The sequence below is a fragment of the Myroides sp. C4067 genome (genome assembly GCF_038039665.1).
Classification (GTDB): Bacteria; Bacteroidota; Bacteroidia; order Flavobacteriales; family Flavobacteriaceae; genus Flavobacterium; species Flavobacterium odoratimimum.
Window position 1 is genome coordinate 235,908 of sequence record NZ_JBBPHJ010000002.1, and the last position, 26,361, is coordinate 262,268.

Sequence of the window (26,361 nt, forward strand, 5' to 3'; positions counted from 1 at the left end):
ATTTAATTTTTGTACTAATCATACTTATCACATCGTCTAAACACTACGAATTGTTTGATGCCTATAAATGTGCTTTCTACAGGGAATGTACTGATATAGTCCGCTAATATATCTAATCCTTCATCCCAAGGTTCGTTATCTAAGAGGCAGTCACCTATTATTTCTCCTGACTGTTGTTTTGATATATACATTTTTAGCCAATGGAACTTCTGATCTCTAGATAACATAGACTCAAGTTTAGAAACTAATAATAAATATAATTCATCACCACTCAGCTCTCTGTTAAAAGAACCTTGAACACGTAAGTCACTTAATGCGGGATGCCATAGTACTTCATCACTAATGAAATCATATTCTGGTGAATGGGTATCTGTAAGGCTCTCTGCGATGGGTTTAAAGGTAGAGGTGATATAGTTCTCTACTACAGATGCTATTCTATCTTGTACCGTTTCGCCTATCCCAGCGATGCTTTCCATAATACCATCAGGAAAATGAGTAGGATGTGCAGTATTAATCATGAGGTGCATTAGTTCTTTTGCATAATCAGGATTTCGGATGATTCTGAATTCCAATAGTAATTGGTCATTAACGATGATAATCTGAGTAGCTTTATCTACTTGGATTGTATAGTTTAATTTAGTGATTTGGTCGACTAACTCATGTAGTAATATCTCTTCTTCAGTGTGGGGTTGGTCGTGACTTTCTGTTTTCTTCTTCTGGAAATTAAATAGTTTCATAGCTGTGATTTATTGTAAAGATAAGTGTTAATAGTGTATTTCTTTTATGTTGAGATGTTTTTGAATATTTATCTATAACTGAACACTTATTTTAATAATAAATTCAAAATATCTATCTTGCGGTAACAAAAACAACAATACATGAAGAAAGTTATATTATCAGCCTTTATCCTATGTGGTAGCTTATTACAAGTAGTAGCTCAGAATCCACAGGCGTACAAGAATGGAGTGATTGTATCAGCACACCCAGAGGCAAGTAGAGTAGGAGTAGATATCCTAAAAAAAGGAGGTAATGCAGTAGATGCTGCTGTAGCAGTAGAGCTAGCATTAGCTGTGGTATATCCAAATGCTGGTAATATCGGAGGTGGAGGATTTATGGTGTATCGCGGTAAGGATGGTAAGATAGACGCATTAGATTATAGAGAAAAAGCTCCTATGCAAGCAAGAGAAAATATGTATTGGGGAGGAGATGGAGAAGCTATAACAGAATTGAGTATGAGAGGAGCCTTAGCAACAGGGGTACCAGGTACAATAGCAGGTATGGTACAAGCTCATGCTAAGTACGGTTCTCTACAATGGGAAGAATTGGTACAGCCAGCTATAGACTTAGCAGAGAAAGGATTTAGTATTACAGAAAAACAAGCAGGTGAGTTCACTAAACAACACGATAACTTCGTGAAATTTAGTACACAAAGTACAGCTATTACTGAAAAAGAACAGTGGTCAAAAGGAGATGTGTTTATTCAAAAAGATTTAGCTGAAACACTGAAACGTGTACAAAAAGAAGGACATAAAGGGTTCTACGAAGGGAAAACGGCTGAGTTAATCGTAGGAGAGATGAAGAGAGGTAATGGAATGATAACTCTTGAAGATTTAAAACGCTATGAAGCAAAATGGAGAACGCCTATAGTAGGAGAGTATAAAGGATTAAAAGTAATCTCTATGCCACCTCCGAGTAGTGGAGGTATTGCCTTAATCTCTTTGTTCCAATCCATAGAGAAATACCCTTTAGCAAAGTGGGGATTCCAATCTGAAAAAACAGTACAAGTAATGGTAGAAGCAGAACGCCGTGTATATGCAGATAGAGCTGAGCACTTAGGAGACCCTGATTTCTATAAAGTGCCTGTAAATCAGTTAGTAAATAAAGAATACAATCTAGGGCGTATGGAGTCTATGTCTTTTGACAAAGCAACGAAGAGTACTGATGTTAAAGCAGGAGAGTTAGGCGGGTATGAGAGCGATGAGACAACGCACTACTGTGTAGTCGATAAATGGGGAAATGCCGTGTCTGCAACGACTACATTAAATGATTCTTATGGTTCTAAAACGATAGTAGGAGGAGCAGGATTCTTGTTGAATAATGAGATGGATGATTTCTCTGTGAAGCCTGGTACACCTAATATGTACGGATTAGTGGGAGGAAAAGCGAATGCGATAGAACCAGAAAAGCGAATGTTAAGCTCAATGTCTCCAACAATTTTAGAGAAAAACGGTAAGTTGTACATGGTAGTAGGTACACCAGGTGGATCGACAATTATCACTTCTGTGTTTCAAACGATTCTAAATGTAACTGAATTTGGGATGAATATGCAAGAGGCAGTATCTGCTCCTCGTTTTCACCATCAGTGGCTTCCTGATCATGTTGATTATGAACCAACAGCGATTACGGCTGGAGTGCGAAAAGCGCTTACAGATAAAGGGTATATCCTAAAAGAACGCAAACCTTATGGACGCGTAGAGGGAATCTTAGTCAATAAAAATGGTACTTACCAAGCAGGAGCAGATACTCGTGGAGATGATATTGCTATAGGATACTAGTTGAATTAGGAATGTTTTTTAACGCTCTGTCCTAGACAACGAACTATATCACATAATATATACAAAAGGTTATCTTTCATTAGATAGCCTTTTGTATTTTAGGTTTAAGATATATGTGGTTAATTTGAATTTCAATAAAAAGAAGGAAAAGAAATGATAAACTTGATGTTAGAAAAGTATAAGAAGATGGTGAAGGAGTTAGTCTCTGAACCTATCCACTTGAAGAAATATGAATACTTAGGAAAAGAAAGAAATCATGAGAATGCAATAGATAGACATCGAGTATTAGTAGGCTTCTTACACTCAGAAGAATTGAGAGAGGAGCAGTTGTTAGTCAAATTGTTTGAAGCAGAGATAGCAAGTAGGCGAGAAGATGATTTTCAGGGATTCACAGAGGCATTAGATCTAGCAGCGTATCTCGTTAGTTTATATCAACGTCCTGATTATATCTCCTTATTTATTCAAGCGAAGAATGCTAACTTTGATACACATTGTGGATTTGATAGAGAGTATTTGCTACACAATGGAGTGAAGAATACATTTGAATGGATAGCCCATCAAGAGGTAAGTTGGAAAGAAGATTTTTATGACTTAATTGGAGATAGTCTAGCAGAATGTGATTGGGATGAAGAAGACATTGTAGAGTGGAAGGAAAGAAAACAAAGATATTATAGCCTTTGTCCTGAAGAGATGTCTACAGAAGGCATTGTTTATTATGCATTGGATTTAGAAGAAGATGAAATTGCCAAAGCGTGTATTCAATCTTGGGAAGAGAATATCACTGTATGGAATAAGGAAAGATGGGAGGATTATGTGTCTTTCTATAAGGGTATAGGAGATATAAATAAAGTGATAGCAGGAAGAGAAGCGCTATGGGAGTATGTAGAGGATGATGCTTGGAGTAAAGCAAGCTTCTTAAGTAAATTAATAGAAGATTATCTAAGCATTAAGGAGTATGTCAAAGCATGGTTAAAGTTAAAAGAAGGAATATTATACTTAGAAGAAGTAGAGGAGTGTTATGAAATAAATTTAGGAAGGTACTATGTTATATATGCTTGTAATTTACTGATAGGAATTTCGAATAAAGAAGATATGATGTTCAAAGATATATATCCTTGGATAAAAACAACTTTAAATAAAATAAAGGTTTACCCTTATCTTTTAGAAAAAGCTATACAGGTTTTTGTACTAAGTGGAGATAAAGAGTTAGAGAATAAGTACATTCTAGAATTAGAATTATTGCAAAAAGAATAATATAAGTGTGTTAAAGTATTTGGTATTTAGTTAATTAAGTTTTTGTTTTTAAAGAAGAAGTTTAAAAAATCACTATATTTAAGAGACTTTTTAAACTTCAGGCTTATGAATACCACATTAACTAATAAGACCGCTGCTATATATCCTTTTGTAGATGAGAAAGGAATGTATGGATATTGTAATCAAGATAAACAAATTGTCATCAGTCAACAGTATGCTAGTGGAGGATTATTCACTAAGTCAGGTTATGCTGTAGTACGTGATAAGCAAGGGATGTACGGTGTGATAGACCTAGAGAATAAAGAGGTACTGAAGTGTCGATATGATCGAATAGAGTTATATGAGGTAGGGTGTTTTACAGTAGCTAATATTGTGCAGTCGTATACTGTCCACAGTCGCTTCTGGCAATGGAAGTTCTTGCCTAACTTTAATATCATGAGTACTAGCTCTTCCTTTAAACCGTTATGGGGGACAGAGGTCATAAGAGAGAAAGTAACTGTATTAGCATTAGATACAAGACAGGTACTAGATACAAAGACGATTACTAAAGATAGACTTACTAGAAGTGGTACTTCTATCAGGATAAAACAGATTGGTAGTAAATTAATTCAGGTAGGAGATGATCTGTATTTTGCAAAAAAGGATAGATTAAAACGAATAGTCAAAAAAGTAGTTAGTACTTATGACAATGGATTGCGATGGGTGAGAAAAGTGAATGATGATGAGGTAAGAGTGTATAATCTGAAAGGTAAAAGAGTGAAGTCCTATGAAGTAATTCCTCAACCTATTTTTCCAATTACTTATAAAGGGAAGGAATACAAGGTATCTATGCAGACAGCTAAGTCTCACTTAATAGCTAAACCAACTATCTGTAGAGATACGATAGGGAATGGAAGGTATTATGTCAACTATGAATTTGATATGTATATTCCTGTTCATCTAAAGGTAATTGATATTAAAAGTGAACGCAGTATACAGGATATTTGGAAGAATCTATTGAATATTTATCCCGTAGTCTCTAAGCATTTTTTTATAGTGGAAGTAGCTCCTATTAGTACGGAAAGTAGAGTAAACGAATTCTATATCTTGACAAAGCATGGAGTACTTAAAGATTGTCTAGATAAGCCAAGTGATTACTCTATTACCTCTTATTACAATGAGGTACTTTGGCCTGCAAAAGAACTATTAATAGATCAGAAAGATATCCCTCAGGGGTTCTTACTAGAGAAGATTAGAACGATAAGCAGTATAAAAGAACCTCTTTATTTTGTGTCGATTAAAAAGGATCAAGTGAGTAGAGTGGGAGTGTGGAATGTAGATCTTCAGGAGTGGTTATTATCACCTGTATTTTTTTCTTTGCGATTGATGGATAATATCAGGTTTTGTGTATTTCAGTTAGAAGAAAATGGCTTGTATGGGATATTAGATATCACTACTAGAACTGTAGTGTACGAACCTATATTTACCTATGTAAAAGATGGAGCAGAGTACTTAGCTGAAGTAGAGTTAGAAAGAGAGAAAGGTGAAGTGAAGAACGTATATAATTGTTTTTATATAAATTTAGTGAATGGAGAGGAATTTCATCCAGGAAAAGACATTTTAGAGTTTACATCCCGAAAAGTATAAAGAAAAAACCTCTATAGATTAGATTCTATAGAGGTTCTTTTTATATGATTTACTGTTGTATTATTTTATGCCTTTTTTTCTTGAGTAATTGTAATCGTGTAGTGCGCAAACTATCGCGAGTTTGTTTTCTTAGATACTCATGATGTAAGAACCAACCACCAATACCTCCTATAATACTTCCAATCACAATATCGATAAAACGAGCTTGGATCAAAATATTAGGTGTACTGATAATAGGATTACCCGCCTCTGCAAGGAGTACTGTAAGGGCTGTAATAAAGATAACAGCTACTGCATAGTTACGAGAAATAAACATTTCTATAATAAACTGAAGTACCATTATACAAATACATAAATATAAAGGTGCTGTAGAGACTGAGATAAGTGCCCAACAAAGTCCTAATCCGATAAAAGTACCTGCGATACGCTGTAATGCACGTTGCCATACGTGGTATAAAGAAATCCCTTGCATAATGGCGGCACAAGAAATAGGGATCCAATATGGATTGTCAAATTTCAATAGATGACCTATTAATAAAGAAATACACATGAAGGTGCCTACTATAATAGATTTGATAAGGTAATCAAATTGGTCTTTGACTGGGACAGGACGTACTAGGCGTATAGTTGTTTTACTGTTGTATTTTTTGCCTACTATAACACTGTATATTAAGGCTAGAGTACAAGCAAACATGGTGCCCATGACTACATATCCTAAACGTGTAGGGATAGTAGCTAAGTCAAATGGCATATTACTAGACATAGAAGCTACCATAATAAAAAAGAAGCTACCAGGAGGTCGAGTATTGAAATATAGGTTGACCCAATGAACTGCAGTAACGAATATACCAAAGGCTATAGCAGAAGCAATAAAGTTAAAGCTAAACGATATGCCTACTGCAAAGGATAACATAAAACCAAAGGAACATACCAGCATGGTGATCATGCGCTGAGCAGTAGGAATATTAGAAGGGAGGTATAAGATAACTAATCCTGCTAGACAGGCTAAAAGTCCTGCTTGAAGATTGTCAAAATACCATCCTGTTAATAAGGGAAGTCCTGTAGCGAGCATTGCCATCAAAGGGATATGCCACAGTCGTTCGCTGTGTTTTAATTTAAATAGTGTTTTGCTCTCTTGTTGTAACAAGTTGACAAAAAAGTTATTCTTCATTTTCGTTGATTCTAAAAATTCTCTCAGTAGAGATTAGTGCTGTGGAAATGCTTTACCTTATCGGGTAAGTATAAGAGATAAGATATTCTTTAGTATTGGTAAGCATTTGAACAATACAAAGGTAAGGAATTTGAATCAAAGAGGTAAAAGATGGGATGAGTTTGATTTATATCGTGATTATTACATATTATTATAGTCTTATTTACTCATTTTTTTATTGAAGTAAAGAATATAAGTATAAATGTATATATTTAAATGAAAAAAGTGAATATGGGAGAAGTTAACTATGTAATCGATGGTTTAAAGAAAGTAGATACTAGTGTTACTAAAACAACATTTAGTAAATTTTCTAGTTGGATTAAATTTAAAGTAGGATATAGAGGAGTAAATGGACAGTTTACACTAACGTATTCTCAATTCATGTTTAGTTTTAATAGAGCAGGAGGTGCTGTAGAGTATAGGGTACTACCATTAAAACAAGTAATCTCTTATTCTATCACAGAGATAGATAGCCAAAAATCGCAATTGGTATTATGGTTGCGAACAGGAGAGCGTATTCAATTAAACTTTACAGGAGAGGATCTAAAAGAAATCATTAAAACCTTTTCTTCTATATACAATAATATGAGTATATAAAGTAAAAATCCCTACAAAATCTTTGTAGGGATTTTTTAAAGACTTAAGAAAGTTGTTGTTTAAAACTATTAATTTTCTCTGTTAATTGAGAAGCTAATTCAGGTGTATTAATTGATCCATTACTAAAATTATCTTGAAAACTAGGTAATGAAAACTGACATTTAATATTCCCTCCAAAGTAAGGAAATATGCTTGAAGCATTATCCATGACAGATTGTCCTCCACGAGGTCCAGGTGATGTAGATAATAACATCATTGGTTTGTTTTGAAAGAAGTTTTTCTCCACTCTAGACCCCCAATCAAATATGTTTTTAAAAGCAGTACTAAACGTACCGTTGTGTTCTGCTAATCCTATAATAATAGCATCAGCATTTAGAATCGCTTGATTAAAATCTAATGCTTGCTGAGGTACACCTTGGTTATTTCTATCTTGAGAATAAATAGGCATCTCATAGTCATTGATATCTAGAATATTAATGTTATGTCCTTCAAATTGAGTAGTTACACTTTTTACTAATTCTAAGTTTATAGAAGTACTGCTATTGGTAGCAGCAAAAGCTAATATATTCATTGTTGTTTTATTTTTCTGTTTCGATGAGACAAAGGTATATGTAGAAACAAAGAAGCACACTTAATCTAGAATAAGTTTTTCAGAAATAGGGCTTGTATGTTTTACTCCTAGTTGCAGTGAATTACAATAAAAAGGAGAAGCATTAGTCGGTAGATACAGAGTTATATATCGAAAAAAGACATGCATAAAGAATTTTTCTAAAGAGAATAGCATTGTAATCCTTCAGTTTCCTGAATATATGTATGAAGAGAACCAGGAATTTGTAATTTCTATCATATAAAGGAAGTAAGGAAAGAGGAGAACATTTTTTCCTATAAGTCTTATCAATCTGTTTAGCATCTTATTTTCAACAAAGTATATAAAATACTTTTTGAAGTGAGAATGAATCCTAATTTTTCAATTGAAGGGCGATAAATATGATTTTTGAGAAAAAAACTATAAGAATAAAATATTTTTGTTATAGAATTTTTAATTCTAATCAAGGCCTTGTTTAATGTGTATATATAATAATTACAGTTTTATAGGTTTTTTATATTGATAAAAAGTTGTAATTAATGTGTTTAATTTATCATTTATGTTGAATATACTATATGGGTATAAGAATTTTTAATAATATGTTTAAGTGTTGAGTGTTTATAAATTTTACCACTGTTGTTTTTTATTTTGTTTTTGTTAATATTTACTTTGTTTCGTTGTTTTTTATATAAAAAATAAATTTGTATAGTGTAATGTATTTAAAATTGTGTTAATATTTGTATTTTTGATAGAATATTTAGATTGTAATTAATAAAAAACACAATATAATGAAAACACCACATTTGCTAATTTTAATAATATTCACACTTGGAATAGGAGCGTATGGTCAAACTGGTATTGGAACTCAAATTCCAAGTAGTTCTTCTGAGTTAGAGATTAAGTCTAAAGATAAAGGAGTTCTAATTCCACGTCTTGAATTAAAAAATACTAAAGATAAGTCTACTATTGTTGGAACAGAGTATCCTGAAAGTTTGATGATTTATCATACGGGAACTAAAGCTATGTTAGCGGGATACTATTTTTGGGCTGAGAATCATTGGAATGCCTTAGTTTCTAATACTACTTTACAGCACTATATCAAAGAAATTGCGGATCCGAATAGTGTTACGGTTACATATGATGAAGGAGACTATATTTTTACATGGATTAATAAGGATACTAATATTAAAGAAACAATGAAACTTAGTGATGTTATTAAGACGTTTGAGTCTTTGACATCATTATCTACGGTGTATGATGAAGGAGAGGCTGTATTAGTATATAAACCTGAGCGAGGTATTGAAAATAACGTGAAGCTGACAGAGCTTTTAAAAGGAAGTACTGTGTTTACGGAATATATAGAGAGTTTTGTTCCGTCTGCTGTGAAAGAAACAGTTACGAATGTAACTCGTTATAATAAAGAAGGAGTAGAAGAGAATATTGCAAATGTACCTAATGCAGGTATGATTTATTATAAATATATAAATGAGAGTTCTATTCCAGAATATATTACCGTATCTCAGGATGTGAGTAACGATTTTAAGACTATTGTTAATCAAGCTGAAAATACAGAGCATATAAAAAATATTGCAAAAACAGTAAAAGGGAATGATAATTTTTATTCGACTATTAAAGAGGAGATTATAGGGAAATGGGATGAAAAAGATGTGATGCGATATATAGTGAAGTTAAATAAAGCTACTTCTTTTACCTCTGTTGAGTTACCAAAAGTAATTTCAGGCCTAGTAGTAGATGCTAAATTGATTAATGAGAGTAGTAATTCGATGACAAGAGGAGTGATTAGCAAACAAGTCAGTGGGACAAAGACAGTTTTGGCTATTGGTACTGCGGGGACTATTATTCAGAATAACCCAGCTGGTAACTATTATCTAATTGTTGAATATATAAAGGAGTAAAAGGGATTTTATCTTTTTTATTTTAATTGTTTAAACTACAGGATATGTATAGATATTTATATAAGATTTTAGCCCTTTTATTTTTAGGATTGACGAGTATGCCTTTATTTGCTCAAAGAGAATATCCTGGAGGAGTAGGGAATGTACAGCTTTGGTTAAAACCAGATAATAGAGTTAAAATGTATTCTTCTACTGAAGTTGATGAATGGGCAAATGCACCTGTAACTACTGATAGTCATTTGAATATGACTTTTAGTGCTGTAAGTCAGGCAGGAAAGCAAAGGCCTACTTTATTAAAGGGAAGTTACAAAATGAATTTTAATAATGCATTGGTGTTTAATGGTAGCCAATTTTTAGCTACACCTCTTGGTATTAGTGGATTTGTTGATGGACTGACTGTTTTTGGTGTATATATTGCGGAAAAAGGAAAGAATGAGAAAAGGATGTACTATATGGGATTTGGTAGTACTGATCCTTCATCTAAATCTACAAGAAGACCTTCTATTGGATTCAGTCCAAAAGAAACGGGGGGACGTGTACGTCTTACTAGTGCTAGAGATGGACATGGTGGATATGAGATTAATACAACAGCTCTACAGACTACTTATGTGCCAGAAGGAGCAACTAATTATGTGACTTTCAGGTTCAGTGGAACAGAATATTCATTAGATAGTAAAGGAAATAAATTAACAGGAGCAGCTAAGGGGGCTTTAAAACCAGATGAAGGAGTTATTATTGGAGGAGCGAGTTTGACTTCAGGGTTCTTTATGGGACAAATAGGAGAAATTATTGTTTACAATCGAAAGTTAAATGGAGCTGAGACAAGTAAAATTGAGAGTTATTTAGCAACTAAATATGGTATTACATTAGATAATGCAGCTTATATGTCATCTTATGGAAGTGTGTTCTGGCCATGGGGGCGAACAGGTTTAGGGTATCATAATAATGTAGCAGGTATTTTTAGAGATGATGCTAATACGAGTATTTCTGTATCTCGTTCTACTGCTTCAGGGGCAGCTTTGACAGTAAATACTATAGGAACAGAGTTTGAAGTTGGACTTGGGGTAATTCAAGAGGAACCATTAAATAGAGATAATGCTGCAATCTACTGGGGAACTAATATTGGTCAAGGATATACTTCTACTAAAGTAAATGATCATGGATGTGGATATAGTGAGATATTAGATGATAAATTTTGGTTATTTAGGAAGACTAATTTAGGAAGTACTATAGTAGAAGTGAGGGCAGGTGGAGAAGATTTTCCTTATAGTGGTCAAGGGTATGATGTGAAAATGTTGGTAGCTAAAACAGAAGTTGATGCTAGAAATCAAAATTGGTTAGCTGTTATTCCTGGACAATACATAGGAGGGGAGCTTGATGAGCATTTGTTCAGATTGCCAATTAATAGAGACGAATTATATATAACTTTTGGAGCAGATGCAGCCGTGGCACAATGTAATGCTTGTACTACAAACGAAACAGGATTGTTTAATTTTAGTTCTCGCCAATGGACTGCTGGATTAAAAAGTGTGTCAAATTTAACAGTGTCGAATGGATTGAGATTTGATGTTACTTATAAGACCTATAGTAATGGTAAGGAAACCCCTTCTATGCAAGCGTCAAAATATCCAAGAGTGTCTAATGGAACTCTTTTAGAGTCTAAATTTAGAGGGGTAAGAGGAAGTGATGATAACTATTCGATTACAAATATTACATTTAAGGATGGGGCTACTTTTGCTAAATTTAAAATTTATGGAATAGATAAAACTAGTACAAGTACCGATATGGTAGAGGTAATAGGGTATTGTGGTAATACGACTTATAGAGGTGTGATTTCGAGTAGTTCTAATAGTAGTAAAAAGACTTTCTCTATTGGTGGAGGTATTGTCACAGGATTAAAACGGTCTAGTATTTCGAATAAAAATGGGGCAGCAGTTGTTACTTTTCCGCATGAGGTGACAAGAATAGAAATAAAGCATAAAATTCATTATAGAACTAAGTCAAGAGGATATCAAGGAATTGCAATTGGAGATTTTGAGTTAAATTGTCCAAGACCTGCATCTCCTAATCCAGATGGGATAGAGTTTACATTACAAGCACCAGCAAAGGTAGTTTCATGTAGTGGTTTTGAGTATACATTTAAAGTGTGGAATTATTCATGTGAACCCCGTTATGTTAAGATTGAGGATGAATTACCTGAAGGAATGTTTTGGGTTGATGGAGGGTTGATGTCTACAGAAGGTGCTTTTAATGATGCAATTTTCAATAATTATGAAGGAACCAGAAAACTAGAGATAGATAAGGTTAAATTAGACCCTATGACTTTTACTACAATTACAGCAAGGGTACGTTTTAAAGACGATGCAGTAGCAAAAGTCTACGAAAATAGAGGACAATTGACATATACAAGTCTTAATGAGAATAAGGTACTGACTATAGAGAGTTGTGATTACAATAATTTTACATCGTGTACATCTACTAAAGTTGAAATGATTTATCAGCCTAGAGTATTATCTCCTGAAATAAGTATTGAGCCTGTTTTGAATAAATGTTATAAAGAAAATGGCATTATTACAATTAAGGCTAAAGTAAAAAACCCAAATCCAACTGTTACATTTGCTGATTTGAGAATTATGTTTATGTATCATGAAGACTTTAGGTTTAATAAATTCCAATCTAATCTGGGACAAGGAATGATAGAAAGTGAAGAAGGAATGCACATTGTCGAAGGCTTAAATATTAATGGAGGAAGCACCTTAGAATTAACATATGAGTTACAGGCATTAGATTTCTTAGCAATAATAGAAGCCGCAACAGGAAATAAATACACTAAACCTAGTGAAGTCCCTGATGCAGATATTGCTCAAGTGGTTGATTTTGGAGTAAGTATAGAGTTAATAGGAAATTCTGAGGATGCATGTATTAATTCGAGCTTGGATGATGCGTATACTGTATTAGATCCAACAATTCCATTCTGTGGAGGTAGTTTAATTTGTTATTATCCAGGAGTAGAAGGTAGTATAGTAAAGAAAAATGCTGATTTTGTTATCATGACTAGTTTAGATCGTAGTAATGGAGAGCTTTTAGCAGAAGATGGTATAAATGCAATTCTTTATTTAGAATCTAAATCTAAAGGATTTGTTCTTACTCGATTAACTGATACACAGATTAAGGCGTTTTCAAACCCTATAGCAGGGATGATGGTTTATGATACAACTAATAAGTGTATGAAGTTGTACAATGGTAAAATATGGGCTTGTATAGTGCAATCATGCCCTGACAATTAAAAACAAGAAGAAAATGAAAAATAAGATTTTTTTTAGTTATATTTTGTTTTGTGTGGGTATTATCCCTTTATCTGCATGGAGCCAACAAGTAAATATTGGGAGTAAAGATTATTTTTTATCTCCAAGCTCTATACTAGAGTTTCCTGATGATGATACCCGAGGTATAGTTTTACCTAAGATTAATAGCGCTCTTGCGACTAGTGCAGTGGAAGGCACATTAATTTACGATGTGGTAGATAAAAAAATTAAGTACTCTAATGGTATAAATCAATGGGTAGATTTATCGATTAATACAGGTGAGGTAAATATAATAGCCCAAGATAAATTAACTGAAATAGCAAGTGCTAATATTTTAATAGGAAATGACCCTTCTGTGGCCATAGATGGAGTTCTTGTATTAGATAGCCCAAGTAAAGCATTGGTTTTACCTAGAGTAGAAAGCCCACATTTAAACATAGTTTCTCCACCAACAGGTACGATAGTTTATGATACAAAATCAAATATGATGTGTGTTTTTAATGGTAAAGAGTGGGCTTTTTGGGCAGCAGAGTAATCTGTCAGTGAAAGATAGTATTGTTTAAATTCTGATTATTTTGATTGACGAGACACGAAAGTGTGATTTTTTATAACACAATTTTGAGAAGAGTTACCTTGTGATGAGGTGACTCTTCTTTTTTATGTAAGTTTTAAAATTATAAAAGTATATAAGAAGGGGGGATTATGCTAAATAAGAAGAAGTGAAAAAGTAAATAATACTATTTGTTTGCGAGAGGTGTTTTATTGTAAAAGAATGAAAACTACAGTTTTTTGATCTGCTAAAAAATATTTTTTTTAGATGTATTTATTGTTTTATTGTAAAATGTTGATTTTAATTATTAATTTTTTTGGTATTTTTTTAACTATTTATAAGTTTTTTTTATTAAAAAAAATAATTTTTATTGATTGTTTTTCATTTTTTCTATGTATTAATTTTTATTTATATAAAAATATATATTTGTTATTGTTTTTTATGTTTTTTGTTTGTAATTGTTTGTAATTTTATACAAAACAATTAACATTTAACTATAAAAAATACAATAAAATGAAAAAGCCGCATTTTCTTATTATGATAATTTTTACACTAGTTAGTAGTGTGTATGGTCAGACTGGAATAGGAACCCATTTGCCCAATAACTCATCTGAATTAGAAATTTATTCTAATAATAAAGGAGTTTTGATCCCGCGTATTGAATTAAAAAACAGTACAGATAAGTTGACAATAGTAGGAACAGACTATCCAGATAGTCTAATAGTATATCATACAGGTACTAAAGATATGTTGGCAGGTTTTTATTTCTGGAGTGGAGATAAATGGAATACTCTTGTTTCTAATACAACTTTGAATCACTACATAAAGGAGATAGCTGATCCGAATAGTGTGAAAATTATTGAGGATAAAGGTGATTATATCTTTACCTGGATTAATAAAGATACCAATGAAGAAGAAACAATGAAACTTAGTGAGGTTATTAGGAAATTTGAGACCTTAACTACTTTGACTCCTGAAGAGATAACAATGTATGTTTATTTAGAACAAAATCCTGTTACTGGTGAAATGATGGAGGTGCATGTAGATAAAGAAAAAGAAATAGATCCTAATGCTCCTGTTGTACCTTCTTTATTAAGAACCTATAAAGCAAAGAAGTTTGTATATAAAAACGAACAGGAAGATCTTGTAGATATTAAAGGGAGTGATTTGTTTGGTGGTATTGGAAGTGACGGAAGTCCTTCTGGAATAGAAACAGTTACATCATTAAAGCTAGAAGATGATTATAATAGTAAGGGGAAAGCATTAGTGTATAGTGATGAAAATAAGGATATCACAACTATTTATGTAGCTGATATTTTTACTAATTCAGAAACGTTAACTTCATTAAAAGCTGATATTAATACGAAGCAATTAATCTATACAGATGAATTAAAGAGCCCTACTTTTATTTCGTTTAATCAGATCGCTCAAGAACCTTGGTACGTTGTTAATACAACAGAACAGGCTACTAAAAATAACCAAGATATCTACATCAATGGTTGGGTAGGAATTGGGTATTCTGAAAAGTCTGATTCAGCTAAAGTACCTAATGAAAAATTGAGAATAAATGGTAGTATAACTGCTACGAATAGCTATTATGCAGACTATGTATTTGATAATTATTTTGAAGGATATTCTAATTTAAAATACGATTATAAGTTCTATGATTTAACTAGTGTAGATAGATTTATTAGAACGAATAGACATCTACCAGGTATAACTCCTATTGCAGATTTAGAGAAAACAGATCTAGGCTACTCATTTAATGTGTCTGAATTATCTATTCAGCTATTAGAAAAGACAGAAGAACTCTTTTTACATGTTATTGATCAACAAAAAGAGCTGAATAAAAAAGGATATCGCATTGAGAAGTTAGAAACTGAAATGAATGAAATGGCTAAACGCTTGCAAGCGTTAGAAGCATTATTAGTAAAATAGTAATCATTAAAAATAATATTGATGGAAATTAAAAAACTACATATCGATTCGTTTTATTCGGTTCTTTTGATTATGATTCTATTTCTTGTAAATGCTTCATTGTCTTTTGGACAAAATGATATGACGAAGTTAAAAGATGGTTCTGTTGCAGGTGTGACAAATGCTACTGCTGCTCCATATTCTATCTTAGAATTAGAAAGTGTTACGAAAGGTTTTCTATTGCCTAGAATGACCACCGTTGAAAGGGATAAAATTAATATTGACGATAAAGTAAGAGGAAATGGACTTGTTATTTATAATACAGATAATGATTGTATCAACTATTGGAGTACAACAGCAAATAAATGGCTTAGTGTATGTGGAACATTGCCTCCTGCAAAATTAACTTTAGACTGTTCTAAGGTTTATTTAAATTCGAGTGGAGCTAAAGAATTAAAACAAGGCCAAAGTTTAAGAGATACAGATGTTTTATACATTACAATTAATGTGGTAGAAACAGGATCATATAATATTAGTGCAGTAACAACAAATGGGTATTCTTTTAGTAAATCAGGAATATTCGAAACAAAAGGAGTTTATTCAATTGCATTAGAAGGATTTGGAACCCCATTAGAACCAAATGAAACACCAGGAGATCTAGTTACTTTTATGATAAATGGTAAGAAAGATACGACTTGTACTTCTATACGTATTAAAGTGAAATCATCTGAGTTAGATTTTAGACTTGTAGAACCTCAAACAGTTGATGTTGCTTGGTCAGCTTATAAAGGAGTTGCTTTAAATGCAAATGATAATAAAATTAAAGTTCTTGTTGATGTGACAACGGTAGGGTTCTGGAGAGTACAAAGTACAGAGACTCTAAATGGTATTAGTTTTAGCGGGTCAGGAGAGTTTACACAAGAAGGGAGAGCGGAGATATATCTATATGCGCAAGGAGTTCCAATAAATGTTGTAAATAGTACTTTTAAGTTTATTACGAATTCAAAGAATAATAAAACATCTAACGTTACAGCTGAAGTAAAAGTAGTTCCTACTAGTTTTGAATTAGTATGTAATACTAATGAAATACAAATGAGAGGAGAATATAAAGAAGATACTTTTTTAACTAAGAGTAACTCTATATTACTTCCTTTAAAAGTATTAGCGCCTGGTATAGTTGATATAGAATTAAATGGAATAATAAAAGGAACAACAGATACTCCTGTGAAATTTGTTGCACCAAGTACAACTTTGACTTTTAATGGATCTGATAATGTACAGTATGTGACCTTATATCCAGAGATGCAAAATGGACAATATGTGAAGATTCCTGTAAAAGCAAAAACTATTGAGTTTACTACTATAACACCTAATTCAGGGGGAGCTTTCTGTTCTTCTTTTCCAGTTATAAATGTAGTGGAACGTTCTAAGAATTATACATTTGATTGTTCTAGTGCTTTTGCTTTTTCAAATGGATCTACTAGTAGAAATAACAATTTTTTGGTAAATACTCCTTTACAAGCAGGTAAACATGGTATTGAAGTAAGTGTAAATGTAGGGTATGCAGAGAATTATACAATTAAAACAAATACTGTTAATGGTGTTTATTTTACAAAAACAGGTGTTTTTACTGATTCGGATAGAATGAAAGGAAAAGCAACAGTGACTTTAGATCCAGTTGGAATATTTACTACAGGAGGACTGACAGTGTTTAATCTTATAGCAGAAGGATTAGATTCTAATTCGTCTCTGTGCTCTGTAGTTGCACAAGTAAAAGCACACGATATAGTAGTATTGTCTTTAGGTGGAACAAATTACGGTGCCAATAGTAGTACTGTTTATGCTGGAGGAGCAATTCTTAAGAGTAGTACTAATTTTGGCCCAATGGGAACAGTAAAAGTGAATTCGGTGAGAGTATTAAGTACTAATGCTCAAGGAGCTGATTTGGATAGATTCATTGCTTCCAATAATGTGGATATTATTATCAATGTAATAGGATATAATTTTACCAGAACAGAAACACAAGATGTATTAGTTGCATTTGTACGTGATAAGAAAGGAGTATTAATCATTGGAGATGAGAGTACACCTAGAACATATACTAAGAATGTTATAGAAAGGTTAGCTGGTTTAACAGTAGGAGGTAGTAGTATTAGTGTGTCTAATAATTATACTATGCTGAATCCTGTGTTGTCTTCTGCAAATAACGAATCGATTATAAAAGGGCCTTTTGGAGATTTATCTGGTAAGGTGATGGGGAATGATGCACATAATGGATGGTATTACTCTAATTTGCCAAATAGTTATGTTCCTTTAGTTTCAAAACAAGGAGATGTTAATTCTATTTGGGCTATGAAACATCGTGATTTAGGGTTTATGTTTGTTGGAGATGGCGGATGGTTTATAGGGAAGAAAGATTATAAGAATCTATCTATATTCCCTTCTAATTTTGATAGTCAAGGTGTTCCTAAACCAAAGAATTATGCAGATAATGGTGTTGTTTATAATGCTGTTTTATATGCTAATACATTGGCTTGGGCCATTGATTATGTTATTGAACATAAAAAGTAATCCTTGTTAATAAAAATTATAAACTAGGGAAGAATAAATTCCCTAGTTTTTATCAAAAAAATGAAGTTTATGATACAACATATAAGTTTAAATAAAAGCATCAGAACTGTACTGTTGATTCTCCTTTTCTATGTGTTAGGCCCAACTCAGATAAGTGTAGCACAGGTATTGACAGAAAAAGGTACCCAAATATCAGATGATTCTTCTTCTGATGCGTTAAATCCATTGAATTTTAGCCTTTTAGAATTAAATTCTAAAGAAAAAGGTTTTTTATTGCCTCGTATGTCTACAACAGAACGTATGCGGATTCCTAGTCATGAATTACTAGGCGGAATGGTTATTTATAATACAACAATAGAGTGTGTTGAATTTTATAACACAAGTCGTCAACAATGGATGAATGTCTGTGGGGATGTTGGTCCTGCAACATTTATTATACCTGATGATAAGTGTAGAGCAATAAAGATTACAGGAGACTATATTGAAGGTGTGTTTTTAGATTCTAGGAAAAATGTTATTACAGTCGATGTTAGTGTTAGTATACCAGGATCTTATGAAATTCAGGCTATTGCTTATGATAATACGGGGAAGGAGAATGGTTATAGCTTTTTAGCTAGTGGTATTTTTCCTCAAAAAGGCGATTATACTTTAGTTTTAAAAGGAAATGGAACTCCTGTAAAAGGATATGAACGTACTAATGGGGTTTCTGGTGGAAAGGATACAATTAAGTTCTTTCTGAATAAGAAACTAGCAACCTGCACACTTAGTAATGAAGTAGAGAAAAGAGCGTTGACTTATGATATAATTAAAGTAGAGCAGATTGGTAACTTTTATACGGGAGTAGATTTAAATGACGTTAAAACTACGGGGAAAATGCGTGTTACTATTAATAATATTTCTCAAGGTGGAGTTGTAACAATTACCACCCCTACTGTTAACGGGATTTACTTTAAGAAAACAAGAACATTGACATCTCAAGAAGTTAGTAGTAAAACGGCTATTATTGAATTGGATGGTTATGGTACTCCTACGTGGCCTATGCAAACTGATTTGGATTTTATTAGTAATTCTTATGTCAAAGTAGAACAAGGTGAAACACCAAGTGTATATCCATATTTTGCAGTAATTTCGAAGGTTGAGGTTATTATTGATTGTACTAAAGTGACCTCTGTTGGAGAGTTTTTAAAGAATGAACCATTAACTACTTCTCATAAAATTATGGTACCTGTTAAGGTTATCGCCACAGGGAGAGGAAAAGTAAGAGGTGTAATTGAAATTAGTTCAACTCAGACACAAAAGATAGAGTTTGAATCTGATATAGTTGACTTTAAGTTTAATGTTGCTACGAATGATATTCAGATGGTAGAGATGAGACCGATTGTTAATACAGGAAAACCTACGGTAGGCGGGACTACTTTACCTATGGTTATACAAATGTCTTCTCAAGGTATAAAAGAATATAATCCAACTGCAAGTAATGAGAATATTGTTAGTGCTAGTTGTGTATATAACTTACCTGTCAAATCTAAAGAAGCAGTGTTGAAAATTTATTGTTTTCCGGGCAATCAACAAGTATTCGGTAAGTATAGAGCTGGTACACCACTTAATGCCTCAAATTATGTTACTATAATAATGGAGGTTGTGGAACCTGGCGAATATCATATTGTGACGAATACTGTTGATGGTATTTACTTTGAAGCAAAAGGAGTTTTTACAAAGAAGGAGATTTTTATAGATGATACAGCTTTTGTATTATATGGAAAAGGAACACCAACAAATAATGATAAGAAGACTATGATACTTAATATGCCAACAAGTGTAGGAGCTTCTACTTGTAGTTTTGATGTAACATTAGCATTGTCTTCAAAGAAAATGTTGACTTACTCGAATAAAACTAGTTATGGTTACGGTTTTGATAGAGGACATTCTAAGGCTTTTATAGATAGTCCAAATAATTTTGGATCTTTACCTACTAGCACAGTAGCTATGGAGGGAAGTATTACAGTGATCGTTAATAATGATTCGACGATTAATAATGTTGCCTCTGAAATAAATACTTCTAACCCAGCTTTAATCAGTATAGGTTATAATACAAGAATGAATGAGACTGCAGCCATAGCAATAGCAAACTATGTTAGGTCAGGAGGGGCTCTTTTAGCAGTAACAGATGCAAATGATAATGCAAGTACTTATTATTTATTGAATGCTGTATTAGGCACAACTAATATTAGTGCTGTAAATATAGGTACTCGTTCAGGAACTATTTGTTCTATTCTTAATGTTGATGATCCAGTTTTAAATGGACCATTTGGGGATATTCGCAATAAAAAATTAGGAGATGATGCTACAACAGGTATAGCTATAGAACCAAACTCTTTAGGAAGAGCAATAAATGATATAGAAGTACTGTCTAGAGATTCGAATGGTAATATTTTTGCATTTAGGCACAAAGAACTTAATTTTGTGTGGGCAGGAGATGGTGGTTTTAACTCACAGAGTGGAACTAGCGGAGCTATGAGAAGTGATAATATTTGTCCTTTTTTAGTAGATAGTAATAATAGACCTATAGGTAAGTCAGGATACGGAAGAACCCCTTCTTTAACGAATCAGACAGTTTATAATTCACAATTTACAGCGAATGCTTTAGCTTGGCTGTTTAGTGTTACAACAAAATAACTTTTATTTACTTTATATAGCTTATCACTACGTTATCAGTGAAAAGTTTTTAATATAGAAATATTAGTTCAGTAGTAAATGTATAAAAAAACCCTCCAGCTGGAGGGTTTTTTATTCTATTTCAATTACTTCTTCGTAAAACCAGAGTACTTTAATAAAGCATCTATTGTAGGGTTTTTACCTCTAAAGTCTTTGTATAATTTGTCTAATGGAACAGAGTTTCCTTTAGATAAGATTTTATCTCTAAAGATTTGACCATTCTCACGAGTCATACCACCGTTTTGTTCTAACCAATCATAAGCGTCGAAGTCTAACATTTCTGACCACTTGTATGAATAGTATCCAGCAGCATATCCACCTCCGAAGATGTGGCTAAAGTAAGTACTGCGGTATCTAGGAGGTACAGTAGGTAAGTCTAAACCATATTTAGCTAAAGCTTCTTTTTCAAAAGTGAGTACATCAGTGATATTCTTATCAGTAGACACAGTATGCCATTCCATATCTAATAGAGAAGCACCTAATAACTCAGTCATGCTATATCCTTTATTGAATGTTCCTGCATTCTTCATTTTTTGAACTAAAGCATCAGGGATTACTTCTCCTGTTTTATAGTGTTTAGCATAATTCTTTAATACAGAAGGTTCGAATGCGAAGTGCTCGTGGAATTGTGAAGGGAACTCTACGAAGTCACGCGATACACTAGTACCTGATAGAGTAGGGTAAGTTTGATTAGCAAAGAACCCATGTAATGCATGCCCGAACTCGTGGAACATCGTGATTACATTATCTTGAGATAATAGAGTAGGTTGACCTTTCGCTGGTTTTGGGAAGTTACCTACATTGTAAATTACAGGAAGTCTGTTTAATAATTTAGACTGACCTACGATATTACTCATCCATGCACCACCGCGCTTAGAATCTCTTTGGTAGTAATCTGTGTAGAATAACCCTACTTGACTACCATCCTCATTGAAGATTTCGTATACTTTTACATCTTCTTGCCATACAGGGATATCTTTGCGTTCTTTAAAGCTAAGCCCATATAATTGCGTAGCCATATAGAACACTCCATTCTCTAATACACTATTCATCTCAAAATAAGGTTTAAGCTCATTTTGGTTTAATGCATACTTTTCTTCTCTGATTTTTTCAGCGTAGTAGTTCCAGTCAGCAGCTGTTAGCGTGAATGGATCAGCCTCTTTATTAATTAATGCTTGGATATCAGCCGCTTCTTCTTTAGCTGCTCCTACTGCATAAGGACTTAGGTCTTTCAGAATTTTAGTAGCATTAGTAGCATTCTGTGCCATAGAACCTTGTAGACTCCATTCTGCATAGTTAGCGAATCCCATTAACTTAGCTTTCTCAGCACGTTTTTTCACTAGAGATAGGATAGATGCTTTGGTATCATTGTCATCTCCTTTTTCAGCTCTTACCCATGCTTGATCGAATAGTTTCTTTCTAGTTTCTTTATTGGTAAGTTTATCTAGATCTGGTTGTTGTGTAGTATTGTTTAATGCGATTACATAGCTACCATCTTCTTGTTTGATGGCATTAAGCTCGTCATCAGATAATCCTGCTAATTCTTCTTTAGTGAATTTAACTCCACCTTGTTTAGTCGCTGCTAATAATTTATCTCCAAACTGATTGTTTAAAGTAGCAATGTCTTGGTTTAGTTGTTTTAATTTCTCTTTATCTTCAGGAGATAGATTAGCACCTGATTTCTCGAAGTTTTCATAATATACATTCAGTAGTCTATTTTGTTCTTCGTTTAGATTAAGTGAAGCTTGATTGTCGTGAAGCTTTTTAATGCGTTGGAACAAGCCATCATTTAAGTATATAGCATCTCTATGACCAGCAAATTTTGGTGCCAATTCTGAATTAATTGCCTTAAGTTCATCATTAGTATGAGCTCCTGTTAATAGCCCAAATACAGAACTTACTCTATCTAGTAATTCACTAGAACGCTCTAGTGCTTCTAAAGTGTTTTCAAAAGTTGGTTCTTCTGTATTGGCTACTATTTTGTCGATAGCTTCCATCTGACGACGCATTCCTTCTAATAATGCAGGTTTAAAATCTTTGTCTTTAATTTTGTCAAAGTCTGCTGTATAGTATGGCAATGTGCTTTCGTTAAAGAAAGCATTACCTTCATTCCAATCTCCTGATGAAGCAGCTTCGTTCTTTACTTTGTCACAAGAAATAGACAAAATAGATGCCCCTGCAACTACACCAAGTACGGTCTTTTTGATTTTCATAAATATTAAGGTTACTGTTAGATTTGTCCAAATATAAAGATTTATGTGTGATTCAACGAAATCTGTTCTATACATTATACCTTATTATGAATGAATAAAATAGGGATAACCGTATGGTAATTCATCTGTATTGCCTTGTTTCTAAATGAAGTGATATAGGTCTGAGGGAGTTTTGAGAGAGATATTTTATAGAGTATTTAAGGTATATTTATACTTCTTTTTTAGATAGATTATTTATTTTGGTTGTATTTTTATATTCACAATAAGAGTTTTTTTAGAACACAATCATATATTTGAACTTCTAAAGAATGTAATTTTAACCACATTGGTATTGATGAAGGATGTAAGTAGTATAGTATATACTTTACTATTTTGTAGTTCGTTGTTTGCTCAGAGTCCTCAATTGAGAAATGAGATAAAGAGCCAACAGGATGAACAGAAGAACAAAGAGATTATACAGCAGTTTAGCAGAGAGGTAATGTCAGATAAAGAAGCTGTCTTACGATTTCAGCAACAATATAGTGTTCCTACTAAGGGAGTTTATAAGGATGGACGTATTTATCAGTTGAGAACTGTAGATAATGAAGGAATTCCTATTTATTACGCTACTCAGAATGCGTTATCACGTAGCCTGACAGGTGTAGATAATATTTCGAAAGGAGGTAGACAGAGAGTCAATCTTCAGGGTAGAAATATGATTATAGGGCTATGGGATGGTAAGCCTGCCTTTGAGCAGCATCAAGAGTTTAAGAGTGGCGCTTCGAGCCGTGTGATTTTAAAAGATCCAGATATCAATATTGCGAAGCTTAATGGCGAAGACTTAGAACGTGCAGAACTTGGAAAAAATCATGCGACTCATGTAGCTGGGACCTTAATAGCAAGTGGTGCTTATGCTCCAGCTAAGGGATTAGCTCCTGAAGCTAGCGTATGGAGTTATGATTGGGATAATGATATAGTAGAGATGGCCTCAGCAGCCCAATCGGGTTTATTGATATCTAATCATTCTTATGGGATAGCAGCATTAGATGATTATGATAATCCACTAGTTCCTCCTACTTATTTTGGATATTATAATAAGGATGCTTATCAGTTGGATAAACTTACTTATACATATCCATATTATCAACCAGTAATTTCTGCAGGTAATGATAGGGAGTATTATGATAAAATTAATCCTACTATGAATGGTAATGATTTATTATTAGGTAATACGAATGCAAAGAATGCTGTTGTAGTAGCTGCGGTAGGTGTAGATAGCTCAGATCGTTTAAGCGTGGCTAAGTTTAGTAGTTATGGTCCTACAGGCGATTTTAGGATTAAGCCTGATATCGCTGCACCAGGAGTGAAGATTATATCTTCAGCGTACGAGTTGCCGAGATATCATAATGCTAATCCTTCAGTAGGTGTATATAAAGAGATGAGCGGTACTTCTATGGCATCGCCAGTTGTATCAGCTATTTTGACTCTTTGGCAGCAAGGGTATGTACAGCTACATGATTTTCCGATGCGTTCTGCTACGTTACGCGGACTGATGACTCATACAGCAGAGTACTTAGAAGAAAAGTACCCAACGAATAAAATAGGATGGGGAATGATTAATGCAGAAAGGGGAATAGAATTCATAAAGAATGTAAATGATGACAGTGCAGTCCTAAAAGAAAGTGTTTTGTTTAATAAAAAAGATTTTCGATATAAGTTTAAATTAGATAATCCTTCGGAGAGATTGTTAGTCACATTAAGTTGGACAGATAGGGAAGCGTTGTTTGATTCGAATGAATTAAAAGAAAGCTTTAAGAAGAATAAACTGATCAACGATTTAGATATTAGGTTATACAAAGATGGAGAAGAATATTTTCCTTGGTATTTAAATAAAAACAGGAGTAACCTCAATGCACTAAAAGGAGATAATGATGTCGACAATCTAGAGAGAATAGAAATTGTAAATCCTGAAGCAGGAGAATATGAAGTGGTAGTGAGCCATAAAGGTGAATTGTCGTATGGTAGACAGGACTTTAGCTTACTAATCAGCAATGGAGATTTAGAAGGAATAGAAAAGATATCAACTATTGAAGGTGTAGAGCCTGAAGATATAGTGATTTGGCCAAATCCAGTTCAAGATATCGCAAATGTCGAAGTTACAAAGGATAAAGTATTTACTATTTCAGAAGTAGAGGTTTTTGATTTAAGCAATCGTTTAGTAAAACGATTTAATTTTACAGCGACTAATCGTGCAGTGATTGACATGAGGGAATTGGAGCGAGGAGTATATCTATTGAATATAAACGTAGGAGGAGAACGTGTTAGAGCAAAAATATTAAAGAAATAAGAAACATTTTTATACTCATATACAGCCCTGGACTATATAGTCTAGGGCTTTTTTGTTACTATATTTTAAGCCCCCTCTTCAAGAGTGCGACAAGACCTCTTCAATATTGCTTCAAGAAAGAGGTGCTCAGGTAGAGTAATCTTGGAGAAATGTTGAAGCAGTGTTGAAGAAGTAGGTATGAAGGCTTGCTATTACTGGGATTGGGAAGTGTTTTGGTTTTAGAAATATAATACTGGTAATATACTTTACTTGCTGATATACAATTGCTTGTGAGGGTAATTGCTCAATATGAGAATAAAAAAAGTGTGTTAGTTTTTCTTCAAAACAAGGATATAGCTACTTTATAATGAACTTTTCTTCAACACACACACACCTATATAAGTAGATCAACTACAAAAAAGGATGATAAAACACCTTTATATAGGATAAAGTAACATTTAGAAATAGACAGAAAGGGCATAAGAAGGCATATTCTCAATTATCACACATATATAATAGAGTACAATATTAAGTACTGCTCTTTACGAATATATAGTATAGAGATGCCATAACGCTATAACCTTTAAAAAAAGACAAAAAAACTTTCACTTGTAAAAGGTGGTATAATAATGAGTTATGAAATAGTTTTCAAAAACATTGAAAAAAAGGCAAAGATAAGTTTGGAAGTAAGGAAAAAGATACTACTTTTGCATCCGCATTAGAGAAGTAATAACGACTCTAGAGGCAGACGATCATAAACAAAAATTGAAGCAAGAGCGACTAAAAATAAGCTTTAAAAAATTTACAAAAATAAATTTGGATAAGTAAAAAATAAGGTAGTATCTTTGCAGTCCGCTTCAGTAAAAACGGGAGTTGAGCGAAAAAATAAAGAAAAATATTTTCTAAAAAAGTTTTGCTAATTCAAAATAAGTTTTTACTTTTGCACTCGCTTTGAAAAACAAGTGAGACTTAGAAATAAGAAGACAACGTTCATAAACATATTGGATTGACAGCATACAAATAAGAGAGTAAGGCAAATCG

Annotated in this window: 15 protein-coding genes; 11 read left to right on the top strand and 4 right to left on the bottom strand. The window is 33.1% G+C overall.

From position 1 onward, the window contains the following. Positions 1 to 14: 14 nt before the first annotated feature. Positions 15 to 737, bottom strand: coding sequence for a DUF6348 family protein (locus tag AABL87_RS02330; protein ID WP_006256721.1), 723 nt, complete (start codon positions 735 to 737; stop codon positions 15 to 17). Between the two features lie 141 nt (positions 738 to 878). Here AABL87_RS02330 and ggt point away from each other — a divergent pair, with 141 nt between their 5' ends. The 3 genes from ggt (at position 879) to AABL87_RS02345 (ending at position 5,435) form a co-directional block, all read left to right on the top strand. Then, positions 879 to 2,555, top strand: coding sequence for a gamma-glutamyltransferase (ggt, locus tag AABL87_RS02335; RefSeq protein WP_006266681.1), 1,677 nt, complete (start codon positions 879 to 881; stop codon positions 2,553 to 2,555). A 153-nt stretch (positions 2,556 to 2,708) separates the two neighbouring features. Beyond that, on the top strand, positions 2,709 to 3,809 hold the full coding sequence (locus AABL87_RS02340) for a hypothetical protein (RefSeq protein WP_058699462.1): 1,101 nt from the start codon (positions 2,709 to 2,711) through the stop codon (positions 3,807 to 3,809). 105 nt (positions 3,810 to 3,914) lie between these two features. Then, positions 3,915 to 5,435, top strand: coding sequence for a WG repeat-containing protein (locus AABL87_RS02345; RefSeq protein ID WP_058699463.1), 1,521 nt, complete (start codon positions 3,915 to 3,917; stop codon positions 5,433 to 5,435). 49 nt (positions 5,436 to 5,484) lie between these two features. On the opposite strand, the gene AABL87_RS02350 is transcribed toward AABL87_RS02345, so the two are convergent. Further along, positions 5,485 to 6,606 (bottom strand): FUSC family protein, encoded by a 1,122-nt coding sequence (locus AABL87_RS02350; protein WP_058699464.1) that lies wholly within the window; start codon positions 6,604 to 6,606, stop codon positions 5,485 to 5,487. A gap of 255 nt (positions 6,607 to 6,861) precedes the next feature. Between AABL87_RS02350 and AABL87_RS02355 the strand changes: the two genes are divergently transcribed. Next, the gene (locus AABL87_RS02355; protein WP_230456712.1) at positions 6,862 to 7,242 is read left to right on the top strand and encodes a hypothetical protein; all 381 of its coding nucleotides are present in this window, start codon (positions 6,862 to 6,864) and stop codon (positions 7,240 to 7,242) included. A gap of 43 nt (positions 7,243 to 7,285) precedes the next feature. Here the strand turns inward: AABL87_RS02355 and AABL87_RS02360 are convergent, their stop codons facing one another. After that, a complete protein-coding gene (locus AABL87_RS02360) occupies positions 7,286 to 7,813 on the bottom strand; it encodes an NADPH-dependent FMN reductase (protein ID WP_006256715.1) in 528 nt (175 codons plus the stop codon). A gap of 803 nt (positions 7,814 to 8,616) precedes the next feature. Between AABL87_RS02360 and AABL87_RS02365 the strand changes: the two genes are divergently transcribed. From AABL87_RS02365 to AABL87_RS02390, 6 genes are all read left to right on the top strand, one after another. Then, positions 8,617 to 9,744, top strand: coding sequence for a hypothetical protein (locus AABL87_RS02365; RefSeq protein ID WP_058699465.1), 1,128 nt, complete (start codon positions 8,617 to 8,619; stop codon positions 9,742 to 9,744). 44 nt (positions 9,745 to 9,788) lie between these two features. Then, positions 9,789 to 13,031 carry a hypothetical protein gene (locus tag AABL87_RS02370; protein WP_341276899.1) on the top strand — a complete coding sequence of 1,081 codons (3,243 nt, stop codon included), beginning with the start codon at positions 9,789 to 9,791 and terminating at the stop codon, positions 13,029 to 13,031. A 13-nt stretch (positions 13,032 to 13,044) separates the two neighbouring features. Beyond that, positions 13,045 to 13,584, top strand: coding sequence for a hypothetical protein (locus AABL87_RS02375; RefSeq protein WP_006263166.1), 540 nt, complete (start codon positions 13,045 to 13,047; stop codon positions 13,582 to 13,584). A 528-nt stretch (positions 13,585 to 14,112) separates the two neighbouring features. After that, a complete protein-coding gene (locus AABL87_RS02380) occupies positions 14,113 to 15,537 on the top strand; it encodes a hypothetical protein (protein ID WP_006256710.1) in 1,425 nt (474 codons plus the stop codon). 21 nt (positions 15,538 to 15,558) lie between these two features. Then, positions 15,559 to 18,087: a hypothetical protein gene (locus AABL87_RS02385; protein WP_006266688.1), complete on the top strand. Its 2,529-nt coding sequence runs from the start codon at positions 15,559 to 15,561 to the stop codon at positions 18,085 to 18,087. Between the two features lie 69 nt (positions 18,088 to 18,156). After that, positions 18,157 to 20,763 carry a hypothetical protein gene (locus tag AABL87_RS02390; protein ID WP_006256708.1) on the top strand — a complete coding sequence of 869 codons (2,607 nt, stop codon included), beginning with the start codon at positions 18,157 to 18,159 and terminating at the stop codon, positions 20,761 to 20,763. 125 nt (positions 20,764 to 20,888) lie between these two features. Here the strand turns inward: AABL87_RS02390 and AABL87_RS02395 are convergent, their stop codons facing one another. Then, on the bottom strand, positions 20,889 to 23,015 hold the full coding sequence (locus AABL87_RS02395) for a M3 family metallopeptidase (protein ID WP_341276900.1): 2,127 nt from the start codon (positions 23,013 to 23,015) through the stop codon (positions 20,889 to 20,891). A gap of 334 nt (positions 23,016 to 23,349) precedes the next feature. On the opposite strand from AABL87_RS02395, the gene AABL87_RS02400 reads away from it, so the two are divergent. Beyond that, positions 23,350 to 25,341, top strand: coding sequence for a S8 family serine peptidase (locus tag AABL87_RS02400; protein ID WP_341276901.1), 1,992 nt, complete (start codon positions 23,350 to 23,352; stop codon positions 25,339 to 25,341). The last annotated feature ends 1,020 nt before the right edge of the window (positions 25,342 to 26,361 follow it).

What these genes read in the sequence shown, in the direction of transcription:
- AABL87_RS02375 (WP_006263166.1), top strand. Translation starts at nt 13,045, where the DNA reads ATGAAAAATAAGATTTTTTTTAGTTATATTTTGTTTTGTGTGGGTATT.
- AABL87_RS02330 (WP_006256721.1), bottom strand. Translation starts at nt 737, where the DNA reads ATGAAACTATTTAATTTCCAGAAGAAGAAAACAGAAAGTCACGACCAA.
- ggt (WP_006266681.1), top strand. Translation starts at nt 879, where the DNA reads ATGAAGAAAGTTATATTATCAGCCTTTATCCTATGTGGTAGCTTATTA.
- AABL87_RS02365 (WP_058699465.1), top strand. Translation starts at nt 8,617, where the DNA reads ATGAAAACACCACATTTGCTAATTTTAATAATATTCACACTTGGAATA.
- AABL87_RS02360 (WP_006256715.1), bottom strand. Translation starts at nt 7,813, where the DNA reads ATGAATATATTAGCTTTTGCTGCTACCAATAGCAGTACTTCTATAAAC.
- AABL87_RS02390 (WP_006256708.1), top strand. Translation starts at nt 18,157, where the DNA reads ATGATACAACATATAAGTTTAAATAAAAGCATCAGAACTGTACTGTTG.
- AABL87_RS02385 (WP_006266688.1), top strand. Translation starts at nt 15,559, where the DNA reads ATGGAAATTAAAAAACTACATATCGATTCGTTTTATTCGGTTCTTTTG.
- AABL87_RS02400 (WP_341276901.1), top strand. Translation starts at nt 23,350, where the DNA reads ATGAAGGATGTAAGTAGTATAGTATATACTTTACTATTTTGTAGTTCG.
- AABL87_RS02345 (WP_058699463.1), top strand. Translation starts at nt 3,915, where the DNA reads ATGAATACCACATTAACTAATAAGACCGCTGCTATATATCCTTTTGTA.
- AABL87_RS02380 (WP_006256710.1), top strand. Translation starts at nt 14,113, where the DNA reads ATGAAAAAGCCGCATTTTCTTATTATGATAATTTTTACACTAGTTAGT.
- AABL87_RS02350 (WP_058699464.1), bottom strand. Translation starts at nt 6,606, where the DNA reads ATGAAGAATAACTTTTTTGTCAACTTGTTACAACAAGAGAGCAAAACA.
- AABL87_RS02355 (WP_230456712.1), top strand. Translation starts at nt 6,862, where the DNA reads ATGAAAAAAGTGAATATGGGAGAAGTTAACTATGTAATCGATGGTTTA.
- AABL87_RS02370 (WP_341276899.1), top strand. Translation starts at nt 9,789, where the DNA reads ATGTATAGATATTTATATAAGATTTTAGCCCTTTTATTTTTAGGATTG.
- AABL87_RS02340 (WP_058699462.1), top strand. Translation starts at nt 2,709, where the DNA reads ATGATAAACTTGATGTTAGAAAAGTATAAGAAGATGGTGAAGGAGTTA.
- AABL87_RS02395 (WP_341276900.1), bottom strand. Translation starts at nt 23,015, where the DNA reads ATGAAAATCAAAAAGACCGTACTTGGTGTAGTTGCAGGGGCATCTATT.